13 protein-coding genes are annotated in these 13,159 nt (G+C 71.7%); 5 read left to right on the forward strand and 8 right to left on the reverse strand.

Annotated features, from left to right (window positions below):
* The first annotated feature begins 72 nt into the window (after positions 1 to 72).
* On the forward strand, positions 73 to 420 hold the full coding sequence (locus AABA78_RS32255; RefSeq protein WP_338269102.1) for a helix-turn-helix domain-containing protein: 348 nt from the start codon (positions 73 to 75) through the stop codon (positions 418 to 420).
* Positions 421 to 497: 77 nt separating this feature from the next.
* A complete protein-coding gene (locus AABA78_RS32260) occupies positions 498 to 863 on the forward strand; it encodes a response regulator (protein WP_338269103.1) in 366 nt (121 codons plus the stop codon).
* A gap of 5 nt (positions 864 to 868) precedes the next feature.
* Here the strand turns inward: AABA78_RS32260 and AABA78_RS32265 are convergent, their stop codons facing one another.
* Together AABA78_RS32265 and AABA78_RS32270 are read right to left on the reverse strand one after the other, a co-directional pair.
* On the reverse strand, positions 869 to 1,480 hold the full coding sequence (locus AABA78_RS32265) for a tudor domain-containing protein (RefSeq protein WP_338269104.1): 612 nt from the start codon (positions 1,478 to 1,480) through the stop codon (positions 869 to 871).
* A 102-nt stretch (positions 1,481 to 1,582) separates the two neighbouring features.
* Positions 1,583 to 3,064, reverse strand: a complete 1,482-nt coding sequence (locus AABA78_RS32270; protein WP_338269105.1) for a HAMP domain-containing sensor histidine kinase — start codon at positions 3,062 to 3,064, stop codon at positions 1,583 to 1,585.
* Between the two features lie 286 nt (positions 3,065 to 3,350).
* On the opposite strand from AABA78_RS32270, the gene AABA78_RS32275 reads away from it, so the two are divergent.
* Positions 3,351 to 3,737: a serine/threonine protein kinase gene (locus tag AABA78_RS32275; protein WP_171413405.1), complete on the forward strand. Its 387-nt coding sequence runs from the start codon at positions 3,351 to 3,353 to the stop codon at positions 3,735 to 3,737.
* A gap of 39 nt (positions 3,738 to 3,776) precedes the next feature.
* On the opposite strand, the gene AABA78_RS32280 is transcribed toward AABA78_RS32275, so the two are convergent.
* Positions 3,777 to 4,709 (reverse strand): LysR substrate-binding domain-containing protein, encoded by a 933-nt coding sequence (locus AABA78_RS32280; RefSeq protein ID WP_338269106.1) that lies wholly within the window; start codon positions 4,707 to 4,709, stop codon positions 3,777 to 3,779.
* A 79-nt stretch (positions 4,710 to 4,788) separates the two neighbouring features.
* On the opposite strand from AABA78_RS32280, the gene AABA78_RS32285 reads away from it, so the two are divergent.
* Both AABA78_RS32285 and AABA78_RS32290 read left to right on the forward strand, forming a co-directional pair.
* Positions 4,789 to 6,375, forward strand: coding sequence for an NADH-quinone oxidoreductase subunit L (locus tag AABA78_RS32285; RefSeq protein WP_338269108.1), 1,587 nt, complete (start codon positions 4,789 to 4,791; stop codon positions 6,373 to 6,375).
* On the forward strand, positions 6,372 to 8,885 hold the full coding sequence (locus AABA78_RS32290) for a YbcC family protein (RefSeq protein ID WP_338269110.1): 2,514 nt from the start codon (positions 6,372 to 6,374) through the stop codon (positions 8,883 to 8,885). The genes AABA78_RS32285 and AABA78_RS32290 overlap by 4 nt, the downstream gene beginning before the upstream one ends.
* Positions 8,886 to 8,953: 68 nt before the next feature.
* Here the strand turns inward: AABA78_RS32290 and AABA78_RS32295 are convergent, their stop codons facing one another.
* The 5 genes from AABA78_RS32295 to AABA78_RS32315 form a co-directional block, all read right to left on the reverse strand.
* Positions 8,954 to 9,958 carry a hypothetical protein gene (locus AABA78_RS32295; protein ID WP_338269112.1) on the reverse strand — a complete coding sequence of 335 codons (1,005 nt, stop codon included), beginning with the start codon at positions 9,956 to 9,958 and terminating at the stop codon, positions 8,954 to 8,956.
* Positions 9,959 to 9,960: 2 nt separating this feature from the next.
* Complete coding sequence (locus tag AABA78_RS32300; RefSeq protein WP_338269113.1) at positions 9,961 to 10,356, reverse strand: hypothetical protein; 396 nt, start codon at positions 10,354 to 10,356, stop codon at positions 9,961 to 9,963.
* Positions 10,357 to 10,368: 12 nt separating this feature from the next.
* Complete coding sequence (locus AABA78_RS32305; RefSeq protein ID WP_338269115.1) at positions 10,369 to 11,046, reverse strand: hypothetical protein; 678 nt, start codon at positions 11,044 to 11,046, stop codon at positions 10,369 to 10,371.
* Entirely contained in the window at positions 11,043 to 12,068 is a 1,026-nt protein-coding gene (locus tag AABA78_RS32310) for a hypothetical protein (protein ID WP_338269116.1), read from the reverse strand. The genes AABA78_RS32305 and AABA78_RS32310 overlap by 4 nt, the downstream gene beginning before the upstream one ends.
* Positions 12,069 to 12,132: 64 nt before the next feature.
* Entirely contained in the window at positions 12,133 to 13,101 is a 969-nt protein-coding gene (locus AABA78_RS32315) for a hypothetical protein (protein ID WP_338269118.1), read from the reverse strand.
* Positions 13,102 to 13,159 lie beyond the last annotated feature (58 nt).

Genomic DNA, 13,159 nt, shown 5'->3' on the forward strand with positions numbered 1-13,159 from the left:
GAATGCAGGGTCCGACCGCGAACATGGTCCCTTCACATGGCGAGGTGCGCCCCCAAATTATCCGCCGCGAATATGGGCAAGAACCGGCTCACAACGTGGACGAAGCTCCACCGGCGATTTGGCGACCACGTGCGCCGCATGCGCAACAGCCGCTCGCTCACGCAGGAGGCGCTCGCCGAGCGCAGCGACCTGTCGGTGGACGCCATCCGCCGCATCGAGCGGGGCGCCTTCTCTCCGTCGCTCGACACGCTGGGCAAGCTGTCCGTGGGGTTGGACGTGTCGCTGAAGACCCTCTTCCATTCCTTCGACCTGGAGCGCACCGACGGCGTGGCGGAGATCTGCGACTTTCTCGCGGGCCGCTCCGGCTCCGAATTGAAGCTCGCGTGGCGCGTGCTCCAGGCCATGTTCGACGAGCCCTGAAGCGCGCCCTCGTGCCGGTCGCACCCGGCAGATGTTCCCTGTCACCCCGGCCGCGTTTGCCCTATGCGTCGGGGCAGATGAGCCGCGCGCCTCCCACCCTCCTCCTCGTCGAGGACGACAGCGACCTGCGCGACGCGCTCGTGGAGATCCTCCACGCCGAAGGGCACACCGTCGTCGCCAGGGCGACGGGTGACGAGGCGCTCTCCTGGCTGGAAGCCCACTCTGTCCCCGCGCTGGTGCTCGTGGACATGTGGACGCCGCGCAAGGACAGCTGGCGGCTGCTGGACGCCCTGCACCACCAGCCGCGCTTCGCGGACCTCCCCGTCGTGGCCATCAGCTCCAGCGAGGAGCGCCACCCCGCCATCCGCGAGGTGCTCTCCAAGCCCTTCGACCGGGAGGCGCTGCTCGCCGGGGTGCGCCGCTTCGTGCACGCGCTGCACTGACGCGCTCAGCCGCCGGGGGCCCGCTGGACCAGCCGCCCCGCCACGCCCGGATCCAGCCGGAACGAGTCGAAGAAGCGGTCCGCGTCCTTCGGCGCACGCCCCTCCGGGTGCAGCAGCAGCTGCTGGTACAGGCGCGGGCCCACCATGAAGAAGCGGCCCCGCAGGCGGCGCGGACCGGACAGTCCCCCCACCTCCTGGCCCGGGAAGCCGCCCTCCATCTCCAGCGGCTTCGCGGTGATGGCGGTCGCGCCCAGGGCCTCCAGCGCGCCCTGGCTGGCGCGGTCCACCACGTCGCGCGGGCTCACCTGCGCCACGGCCGCGGGCGGGAAGTCCGTATAGGAGACGTAGTAGGCGGTGTCCTCCTGCGCGCGCGCGGCGATGAACGTGTGCAGCGTCACCTCGCCCACGTCCGTGGGCTGCACGCGCCGCTCCTCCGTGACGGGGCCGGGGAACGTCACGCTGAAGCCCCCTTCCGGGGACTGGACGACGGAGGACGGCACCTCCCGCACGGGCTCGGCGGCGGACACGGGGGGCTCGGTCTGGGTGCGCCCCGCGCACCCTCCCAGCACCAGCAGGGCGGCGGCCAGCGGCACGGCCCGGTGGGAACGCTTCATCATCCAGACGGCTCCTGACATGGGGCCGCAAGGTACGCCCTGCCCCGCCCGGGCGCATCCCTTCGCGTCACCCGGGCACGCTTCAGGCAACGCTTCCCCCCGCCCTCAGTGCATCGTGCCGGCGGGTTCCTCCTCGTCGGCGGGCGGGGGCGGCTCCGGCGGGCCGGCGGAGGACACCCGGGCCAGGTGGACGCGGAACACGGAGCCCCGGCCGGGCTGGCTCTCCACCTCGATGTGGCCGCCGTGCGCCTCGATGATCCGCCGCGACACCGACAGCCCCAGCCCCACGCCCGGGGCGCGCTGCTTCGCGTTGCCCGCGCGCTGGAACGGGATGAAGAGGCCCTTGAGGTCCTCCGGCGACATGCCGATGCCCTGGTCCGCCACGGCCATCACCACCTGCTCGGCGTCCCCGCGCACGGACACCTCCACGCGGCTGCCCGAGGGGGAGTACTTGAGCGCGTTGCTCACCAGGTTGGTCAGCACCTGCTCCAGCCGGGCGGGGTCCGCGCGCACCAGCACCGGGGTGTCCGGCGTCACCAGCTCCAGCGTGTGCCCGGAGTCGCCGGACTGGTACAGCTCCACCACGGAGCGCGCCAGCTCGCGCGTGTCGCGCACCTCCGGCTGGAGCTCCAGCTTGCCGGCCTCGATGCGGGTCGCGTCCAGCAGGTCCCCCACCATCCGGTCCAGGCGCGCCACCTGCCGGCGCACCAGCGCCAGCGTGCGCTGCATCCGCTCCGCCGTCATCTCTCCGCGGCCCGTCAGCGACGTGGACAGCTTCAGCGCGGACAGGGGGTTGCGCAGGTCGTGCGCCACGCCGGCCAGGAACGCCAGCTGCTGCTCCTGCTGGTGGGTGAGGCTGTCCGCCATCTCGTTGAAGGTGTGCGCCATGTCGCGGATCTCCGACGGGCCCTGCTCGGGCGCGCGCAGGTGCCGCCCGCCCCGGCCGAAGCCGGACATCGCCTGCCGCAGCGCCGTCACCGGGCGCAGCGCGAAGCGCCGCAGCCAGAAGATGACCAGCCCCAGCGTCATCATCAGCAGCAGGCCCAGCACCAGCCCCAGCACATTGGCCGTCTCGCTCCAGTACGCCGCGCGCTGCCGGGCCTCCTGTGCCTGGCCCACGTTGATCTGGATGAGCCGCTCCAGCGAGCGCAGCGCCGCGTCCAGCGACGCCATGGCCGCCGCGTCGTGCTGGGCCGCGGAGAGCCCCGGACCGAGCGGCGCCTGCTGCGCGTGCAGGTAGGCGTACACCTGCGTCTGGACCTCCGCCACCATCCCGCGCTCCTCCTGGGTGGAGGCGGTGCCGTGCATCTCCACCAGCTGGCGGCGCAGGTCGGCTTCAATCTGCGGCGGCGAGCGCCCGCGCGACGGGTCCGCGAGGATGGGAGCGCCCGGCAGCGCCACGAGGCGCGAGTGGACGAGCAGGTCCACCTCCAGCTCCTCGGCCTGACGGACGCCTTCCACGGATTCACTCAGCGTGGAAGCCATGCGTTCCAGGGCGGTTGTCAGCACCACGAGCAGGGTGGCGGCCACCAGGGTGAGCAGCACCAGCCCGCCCACCACGGTGGAGAAGAAGGCGCGCAGGCTCATCGCGCCTCCTGTGCGGGCCTCCAGCCGACGTGACCGGTCATGTTCGGGCATCCTCCCTCCGGGCCCACGCCAACCCATCTGGTCGCCGCCCTGTTCCTGAGGAAAGCAACAAGCGTCCGATATCGTGGATTCGCGCCCCGGATGCGGGCAGGCCCACGGCTGACGTGGCCCCCAAAAGGAGCCGGCCTCCCGAGGCCCGGCCATGCTAGTCAGCACGCACAACGCGGCTCGATGCGCCCTCCCCCGGACTTTCGGGCGCCCCCCACCTGCTTGAAGAGGTCACCCGATGGATCTGCTCGCACCACCGGCCCGCACGCTGAACTTCGACGCCTTCTGGCGTTGGCTCCAGGAGCACACCAACTGCATCCTGCGCTGTGGCTCCCCCGACATGACGTTGTTCGACCATGACGACTTCCACTGGATGCTGATGGAAGAGGAGCGACAGCACGTCCTCCAGCTCATCAAGGGCAAGTCGCTGGTGGGCGAGATGGTGATGGTGGGCCGTGAAATCTCCGAGGTCACCATCTCCCCGGATCCGGACGCGGATCCGCAGGCGGGCCACTTCCTGGCGGAGCTGATGGGGGGCCCCAAGGAGGACCCGCAGGTGCTGTACCACTTCATCATGGCCCACGGCATCGAGCCGGTCGCCGGCCACCAGGGCTTCAAGCACTAGGCGTCTGTTGGACTCCAAGGCCCGCCCCCTGGCAAGCCGCTACCTGCCTGGCCTGCCCTTCGGGGGGTGACTCCGGGGGGGCACCTCGAGGAGCTCGTGTTCCTCGCGCGCGAGCATCGTCGTCAGCAGCGGGTGCTGGAACCTTCGCTCCGCCGTGATGGCATAGAACGTCTCGAAGAGCCCCGGAACCACGCAGTGCTCGTGCAGCACGCCCTCGCGGAGCTCGTCGCGAACCACGACGGACGGCACCAGCGCGAACGCATGGGTATCGCGCGCCAGGAGCCGCATCGTCGCCATGTCGTCCACCTCGGCCAGGGTGCGGACGCGCACGCCGAGCTGCTCGCACAGCGCATCGAACTCCGAGCGGATGGCGCTCTCCCGGCCGGGGACGATCATCGGCGCGTCGGTGAGGCTCTGCGGAAAGCGGAAGCCCTTCTGGCGCTTCGACCCGACGATGCTGACCGGCTGCCGCGCGATGCGCCGGCAACCGAGGCGGCCGCCCGGCTCCCGCGAGGGCGGCCGGTTCGCCAGGACGAGATCGACCGCGTGGTCCTCGAGCCGGAGCAGCAGCTCCGCCAGCCCCCCGGACTCGAGGCAAAGGCGCACGTGGGGCTGTTCCAGGAGCGGCTTGACGAATGACTCCTGGAAGTTTCGCGACAGCGTGGCGACCGCGCCAATGCGCAGCACCTGCCCGGACTGCCGGCCGTGCTGGAGCGTCGAGACCAACTGGCTGCCCGCCGTGAAGATCTCCTCGGCGTAGGCGAGCGCGATCTCCCCGGCCTCCGTGAGCACGAGCCGGCGCCCGGCCCTGCGGAACAGCGCGTTGCCCAGCTGCGCCTCCAGCTGCTGGATTTGAGACGACAGCGCTGACTGCGCCACGCACAGGCGCGCCGCCGTCCTCGTCAGGTTGCCGTCCTTCGCGACCGCCCAGAAGTAGCGAAGGTGGTGGAAGTTGATCTGCTCGACGTTCACGTTCCATCTCCCAAAGAGAACGGTATGAGCCTTTTTATGTGTTTTTCAAGAACCGATGCGCCTGGGTACACAGCGCCGCATGAACACGCCCGAGGAGTGGTCGTTCGTCGTCCCCGTCATCGCCCTGGCGATTCCCGTGACCCTCGCGCTTGCCGCGGTCATCTCACCCCGGCGCGCCGGACTCGCGAGCGGCGCCGCGCTGGGGCTGGCGCTTCTCGTGACCGGCGGTGCCGCGCTGACGTGGGGCGCGGCAACGCAAATGGGTCCGCGTCTGGGGGTGCGCGTCGACGCCGTCACCTGCGTCATGCTGCTCCTGGTCGCCACCCTCGGGGCCATCATCGTCCGCTACTCGCGGACCTATCTCCAGGGCGCCCCCGGGCTCGTGAGGTACCTGCGCTGGTTGTTGCTGACGCTGAGCGCCGTCACCGCGCTGGTCATCGCGAACAACCTGCTCGTCGTGGTGCTGGGTTGGACCGCGACGAGCGTCGCGCTGCACCAGTTGCTGACGTTCTATCGCGAGCGCCCCGCCGCGCTCGTCGCGGCGCACAAGAAGTTCCTCGTCAGCCGGCTCGCTGACCTCTGCCTCCTGGGCTGCCTCGCGCTCGTCCATCAAGACGTGGGCAGCCTCGAGCTTGACCGCATCGCGGCCTGGGCTGGAGCGCATCCAACGCTGTCCCCTTCGATGCAGGCCGCCGCGGTGCTGCTCGTCATCGCAGTGGCGCTGCGGTCCGCGCAGCTCCCGTTCCACGGCTGGTTGCTCCAGGTGATGGAGGCCCCGACCCCGGTCTCCGCGCTCCTGCACGCAGGCGTCGTGAACATCGGCGGCTTCGTCCTGCTGCGGCTCGCACCGTGGATGGCTCACGCGGCGCTCGCGCAGCTGCTCCTCGTGGTCATCGGGCTCGGCTCTGCCCTCATCGCCGCCCTCGTCATGACGACCCGGGTCAGCGTGAAGGTCTCGCTCGCCTGGTCCACGTGCGCGCAGATGGGGTTCATGCTGGTGCAGTGTGGCCTGGGCTTGTGGCACCTGGCGTTGCTGCACCTTGTCGCGCACTCCCTCTACAAGGCCCACGCCTTCCTGAGCGCGGGGACGGCCGTCGACGAATGGCGGCTGCGCGCCATGACGAAGCAACCGCCCCCGCCATCGTGGGGCCGCCTCGGCATCGGGGTCCTCGTGGCGGCCGGGAGCGCGGCGCTCTGTGTCCTTGTCTTGCGGCACGCCGCCGCCTTGCGCCCGGCCGATGAGCGCTCCGTTGCCCTGCTCGCGCTCGTCGTCAGCCTCTCCCTGGTCCCGCTGCTCACCCGAAAGACGACCGGCATCTTCACGGCCGCCGGCGTGGCACTGCGCGTGAGCGGAGTCGTCCTGCTCTATGTCGGTTGGCACGCGGCCGCGGCGCAGCTGATGCCCTCGCGGGACGCGACGCCGAACGGTCCCGTCTGGGTCCTGGTCGGCCTGGGCTTCGTTGGCCTCTTCGCCATGAAGGCAACCCTCCAGCTGTTCCCGGAGGGGCGGCTCGCGCGTGCCGTCTACCCCTGGCTGTTCGCCGGCCTCTACCTCGACGAACGCTTCACCCGCCTCACCTTCCGCGTCTGGCCGCCCCGGCTCCAGCGGCGGTCGGAGTCCGCTCCCGCAACCCGCATCCAGGAAACCCTCGAGGCCCACACATGAGCACGCCCAACGCCGCCGCCATGGCTCGAAGCCAGGAGCCCTCCGTCACGAGCGCCTCGCCCGACCCGCGCCTCGACGAAGTCTTCCAGCGCGCCTGCGCGCGGATCGCCCCGACCTGGCCACTCGACCGCTTCATCGCCGTCAATCCCTTCTGGGGGCTGATCGACTCGCGGCTCCCGGAGGTCGCGGCACGGCTGCAGTCCCTGTCCGGCGCGCGGCTGCTCATGCCGCGCTCGTGGTACCGGCAGGCCTATCGCGAGGGCCGCCTCCGCGACGAACATCTCCAGGCCGCGCTCGACGCGAGCGATTCGACCGCGTCGCTCACCCACCTCCGTGCGCTGCTCGAGCAGGACGAGCCGGCGCCCACGACGCGCGCTCGCGTCGTGGACGTGGTGGACGCGGGGCGAGACCTGGTCCACGAGGCGTCGTGGCGCGGCTTCATCACCCAGAGCGTCAGCCAGTTCTGCGCGGGCTACTTCGACGAGGGGCAGGCGCAGCTGGGGCCTCCGCGGGACCGTGGGCTGTACGCGAGCTGGCGGCAGCATGCGATGACAGACCGGAGCCCGGCGCTGCTCATGCGCGCGACGTCCTACCGGAGGCACGCCAGTGCGCTCCCCGCGACCGCCCGCGAGCTCGCCCGGACCGCGCTCGCGGCGCTCGAGGTCCCGCCGCGAGAGCAGGAGAACTACCTCTGGAGCCTGCTGCTGGAGCAGAACGGCTGGGCGTCCTGGTGCGCGTACCGGCGCTGGACCGCGCGGCTCCAGGGAAGCGACGACGACACGCTCCACGACCTCGCCGCGATTCGCCTCGCCTGGGAGTGGATGCTCTACCGCGCCGGCGGAGACGCGGTCGCCCGGAGCTGGAAGACCGCCATGGCGAATTGGACGCAGGTTGACGCCGCGGCGGCGGCTTCCCGCTCCAGCGATTGGCTGCTCCAGGCGGCGCTGGAGATCGCGTGGCGAGAGCCCGTCCTGCGCGCGCTCCCGGCCGGTCTTCGCACCCCGCGCCGCACGGCCCCGTCGGTGCAGGCCGTCTTCTGCATCGACGTGCGCTCGGAGGTCTTTCGACGCGCCCTCGAGGCCATCGCGCCTTCGGCCCACACGCTCGGCTTCGCCGGCTTCTTCGGCGTTCCGATGGACTACCAGCCGCTCGGGGCCGCCGCTGCGCGTCCGCAGCTGCCTGGACTCCTCGCGCCTCGCCTGCGCGCATCGGACACGGGGCTGGGGCCGGACGCTGAAGCGCGACGTGCCGGGCACTTCGACCTCGCCGCCGCGTGGAGGACGTTCAAGACGGACGCGCTGTCGACCTTCACGTTCGTCGAAGCGCTCGGGCTCACCTACGCAGGAAAGCTCGTCAGGGACAGCCTCGGCCTGGGAGGGGCGCAGCGCCTCGACAGCGTCGGGCTTTCCCGCGAAATGGACGCCAGGCGCAAGCCCCGCGTGAGCGGTGCGGTGGATGGCGGGCCCCTGGAGCCCGAGGCGCGCTGCGACCTCGCCGCGGGCATGCTCCGCGGCATGAGCCTGACCCACGACTTCGCGCGGTTCGTCCTGCTCGTGGGACACGGCAGCGCCACCCGCAACAACCCCCACGCGGCGGGGCTCGACTGCGGGGCGTGCTGCGGACAGACCGGCGAGGTCAACGCGCGTGCCGCCGCGGCACTGCTCAACGAGCCCGAGGTGCGAAAGGGGCTCGCGAAGAGGGGAATCCACGTCCCCGAGAGCACGTGGTTCGTGGCGGCGCTCCACCACACGACCACCGACGAGGTGGAGCTGTTCGACGTCGACGAGTCGCCGCCGGCCTATCGCGTGGACCTCGACGCGCTCCGGGCGTGGCTCGCGGAGGCGGGGGCCCGCGCGCGGACCGAGCGCGCCCGCCTGCTGGGGCTCGAGGGTGTCGGGCCTTCGAGGCTGCACCAGGCCATTCGCGCGAGGACCACCGACTGGGCCCAGGTTCGCGCCGAGTGGGGGCTCGTGAACAACGCGGCGTTCATCGTCGCGCCACGCGAGCACTGCCGTCACCTGGACCTTCAGGGGCGCGCGTTCCTCCACGAGTACCGGCACCAGGAGGATGAAGGCTTCGCCGTCCTCGAGCTGATCATGACGGCCCCGATGGTCGTCACGCACTGGATCAACTTCCAGTACTACGCGTCCACGGTCGACAACGCGCGCTACGGCAGCGGGGACAAGGTGCTGCACAACGTCGTCGGCGGCCATCTCGGCGTCTTCGAGGGGAACGGCGGCGACCTTCGGATTGGACTGCCGATGCAGTCCGTACACGATGGTGAGCGGTGGGTGCACACGCCGCTCAGGCTGAGCGTGTTCATCGAGGCGCCGCGCGCCGCGATCGCCGCGGTGCTGGACAAGCACGCGCACGTCCAGGCGCTCGTCACCAATGGATGGCTCTCGCTCTTCCAAATCGATGAAGAGGAGTGCGCCATCCACGCCCTGCGCGGCGGGCGCTGGCACCGCGAGGCGCCCTCGAGCGACTCAGCGCCAACGCAGCGGGCCTGACGGACGCACACGCGCACGGCCAACGACAGGCCCGGCCTCCTTCTGCCCGCGAACCGGGCCTCACCCTGCTAGCGCGCCACGCGCTCGATGGCCTCCACCGCCGCGTGGACGCCGTTGACCCATTCGCCAGGCCGCGCGCGGGGCCCGCCCTGGAGCAGGAGCTGGAGCACGGACGCGACCTTCGCCTCCAGCTCCGCCGCGTCCCCCACCCGCTCCGCCTCCGTCAGCCGCAGGGCCTGCCGGTCGTAGAGCCGGGGCCGCGCCCAGGCCACCAGCGGCGTCCCGGTGGCCCGGGCCTCCTGCACGGTGTTGTAGCCGCCCGCCCCCACCAGCACGTCCACGCCTCGCAGCACCGCGAGCGCCGGCCAGACGGCCAGCCCCGACGCGTGGGCCGTGGGAACCAGCCACCGCACCACCGCCCGCCCGTCGAGCGACACGCGCAGCCGGTCCGCGGTCGCCCCGGTCTCCGCCACCTCCTCCTCGCGGCCGCAGCCCATCACCGCCACCACGGGCCGCGCGTCCCCGTCCTCCAGGCCCAGCCGCCGCCGGGCCTCGTCGCGGGGCATCAGCGCGTCCGCGTCCAGCAGCAGCCACGGCGCCGTGCGCACCGCGCGCGGGTGGTGCGCGAAGGGCGCGTCCTCCCCGGGCACGACGAGCAGGTCGAACGCGTCCGCGGCGCGGGCCACGTCGAAGCGCTCCACGTAGACGGGGGTCAGGTCGCGGTGCACCAGCACGCGCGGCGCATTCACCGTGGGCAGCAGCGTCACCAATTCTCCAGCGAGCCCCCGGGGGAAGGTGTCCACCACCAGCACGTCCGGTGTGGCCTCCGCGAGCCACGCGCCCACCGCCGCCACGGTGGCGGCCTTGTCCAGCCGCGCGTCCACGCGGTGCACGGTGGCGCCGGGGCCCAGCCACGACTCCAGCGGCAGGCCGGGAGCGAACGGGCTGTTGGTGAGGACGTCCACCACATGGCCCCGGGCCACGGCCGCGCGGGCCAGGGCCGCGGCGCGCGTCAGGTGCCCCAGGCCTCCTCCGAGCGCGTAGAGGCGCCAGTGCTGACGTCGCGCGGCCACGCTCAGCTACCGCCCAGGTCCTCCTCGAAGGAGGCGTCGTCCTCGCGCCGCACGCTCTCGCCGTCGGCCTCGGTGAAGTCGTTGGTGTCGCGGGAGGAGGACGACGCACCGGAGCCGCTCCACGCGTCCCGGCCGTAGTAGCCGTAGTCCTCGTAGTAGTAGCTGGGGTCGTCCTCGTCGGCGGTGTCGGAGCCGTCGCGGTTCTCGTCGCCGTTGTCGGCGGCGCGCGCGCACGTCACGCAGACCGTCTCCTCGCCGTCGAGCGTGCGCTGGTGCAGCGCGCAGATGGGCTTCTGGCAGCGCATGCACTGCGTGGACGCCCCGCGCTCACAGGGGTGGGAGAAGAGGAAGCCGGAGGTCTCCAGGCACTGCTCGGCGGACGGGAAGGAAGGGGACATGGCGTTGAAGGCTCAGGGCGACGCGGCGCCCGCGGGAGACTGGAGGCGGAAGAGCAGGGCCATGCGCACGGGCAGGTCCAGCGAGGAGAAGCCCAGGCACGCGGCGGCTTCCGGGGACACCGGCTGCTTGGTGGCGAGCACCGTCTTGCCGGACGGGTCGCGCAGGGACAGCTTGCCGTCGCGCACCTTCACGTGGACCTCCTCCGCGCCGGACGCGCCCTTCACGGACGCGCCGCCGCCGTCGGAGGCCACGGTGTAGAGCACCGCGCCCTGGGCGTCCGTGAGCTTCCACCCGGCGCCCTCGCGCGTCAGCGTGTAGCGCACGGCCGAGCGCGCGGCGTCCTTCACCTGGAACGCATCCGGCCCGCCCGTGACATAGGCCAGCACCGCGTCGTCCGGGCCGGACACCTTGAGCTCGCCGCCCTTCCACTTGTAGCGGGCAAGCTCGTGGTCCTCGCCGTCGACGAGCTTCGCGCCGTCCTCCTTGGGCTTGAGCGAGAAGCGCTCGCGGTCGTCGCCGTCCTTGAACTTGAGCTTGACGCCGGCCTCCTTCGGCTCGGCGGCGGAAGCGGCGGCGGTGGCGGGCATCGCCTGCGTGTGCGGAGCGCCAGAGGCGGGAGCACCGCCCTGCGAACAGGCCGAGGCCCCGAACACACCAAGGCCCACGAGGAACAGGACACGAAGCTTCACGACGTGGACCTCACGTTCCCGGGCTGGCCCTGGGAGCTGGAGTGGTTGAGCACCTGGCAGAGGCTCAAGAGCATCATCGTCGCGGTGCGCGACGCATCCGTCTTCGGGGCGCCCGCCTTCCGGGCCTTGCCTGGCGGCACCTCGGACGGGGCCGGGGCCTGGGCCACCCAGTCCTCGTCCAGCAGCACGCGCAGCTCCAGCCGGTCCTCGGCCACGAGCACCCACTTCAGCGTGGAGCCGGAGGGCAGCCGCACGGCATCCCGCGTGCGCTTTTCCAGGCCCGCGAGCCCGGGGTGGCGCTCTGGCTTCACGCGCAGCGCCACCTGCATGAGGCTGACCGCGCGGCGCTTGCGCCCGGTCTTCACCTGGCGCGGCAGGTTCTTCGTGTGCTGGAGCATCCGCACCAGATCCACCACGGACAGCCGCAGCTGCGTGCCGTCCGCGAGCCGGCCCTGCAATGACAGCCACGGGTTGGTGAAGTCCTCGCGGGTCTCCTTGCCGTGAATCTCCTCGGCGAGGACGCACTTGCTGGGATTCAGGGAGAACGAGAGGTCCAGCGTCACGTCCACGGGCGTGTCATCCAGCAGGTCCAACTGGAAGCGCTGGAGCAGCGTGGCCAGCAGCAGGCGGCGCTGCTCTTCGTACGGATCCACGAACCGCATCTCTGGCCAGGTGGACCTCTCCATCGGGAAACCGGACTTCGTCCCCACCCAGGACGCGATGAGCGCCAGGACGCCGCTGAGCGGCATGATGAAACTGAGGAAGATCAGCAGGCCGAAAAGCTCACCCCGCGGGTCCAGGGGCACGAGCCAGAGGACCCCAAGGCTCACCCCGGTGGCGAGGAGCAGCCCCTTGCCCAGGCGCCCCATACCGTCCGTCTGGCGGCTGGCGGGCTCGGGCTTCACGTCCGGGGCGCCCTTGGGCTGCGGGGCCAGGGCCCGCAGGTCCTCCAGCACCTCCGCCACGGTCGCGCGCCGCTGGTAGACCTGGGTCTTCTTGAAGGCTTCGAGGTCGAGCGGCACGGGAGGGAAACCTTGTTCAGCGGGAGCGGGCCGCGACCGAGCGTAGGAGGCGCCTCCGGGCAGGTCAAACCGGCTGCTGCCGGCCCGGCGGCGTGCTCCGCCGGCGCGTGGTGCCCAGCACCTGGTAGAGGCTCAGGAGCATCATCGTCGCGGCGCGCGCCGCGTCCTGGGGCGCGGGAGGAACCCGCCCCTGGGGCGTCGCTCCGGCGGGCGGGGCGGGCTTCGTCGTCAGGACGCTCCACTCCTGATCCAGCACGACGCGCATCGACAGGCGGTCCGCCGCCACGTCCAGCCGCGACAGCGCGACGCCCGGAGGAAGCCGCGCGGCCTGCTTCGCGTTCGCGCGCAGGCCCGCCAGTCCGGGGAAGCGCTCCGGCTTCACGCGCAGCCCCACCTGGAGCAGCGTCTTGCCCTTGCGCTTGGTCTTGAGCTTCGTCTTGCCGCTGCTGCTGCGGCCGTAGCGCTTGCGCTTCTGGAGGTGATCCACGACGGACACGTGCAGGTGCGTGCCGTCCGCGAGGCGGCCCTGCAATGACAGCCACGCGTCGGTGAAGTCCTCGCAGTCCCACCGGCCCCGCCTGGTCTTGCCCACGCACTTGCGCTCTTCGTCGCGCGGCGCCAGGTCCAGCTTCACGTCCACGGGCGCGTTCACGTCCAGGTCCACCTGGAAGCGCTTGAGCAGCGTGGCCACCAGGCCGTAGCGCCGGTTGTCCAGGTCCGTGCGGCCCGCGCGCGCCCGGAGGATGAAGAGCACGATGCCGGCCACGAAGCTCGCCGCGCCCACGAGCAGCGGCATGCCCGCGAGCGCGTCCTGCTGCTCGAACGAGAGCTGCCCCACCGCGAGGGACAGGAGGGCGCAGCCGAGGATGCTGAAGGCCAGCAGGCTCCAGGCGGCGATCCACAGCGTGCGCCGCTTCTGCTCCGCCTTGGCGTCCAGTTCCTCCAGCGACTTCAGGTCCGCCAGCACCTCCGCCACCGGGGCGCGGGATTCGTAGACGTATGTCTTCTGGAACGCGGAGGGGTCGAGCGCCACGGTGGAGGGCCTTGGTCAACGGTCAGCGGAAGAAGCCGCGCGGGAGCGTAGGAGTCGC

Source organism: Corallococcus caeni (assembly GCF_036245865.1).
GTDB classification, from domain to species: Bacteria; Myxococcota; Myxococcia; order Myxococcales; family Myxococcaceae; genus Corallococcus; species Corallococcus caeni.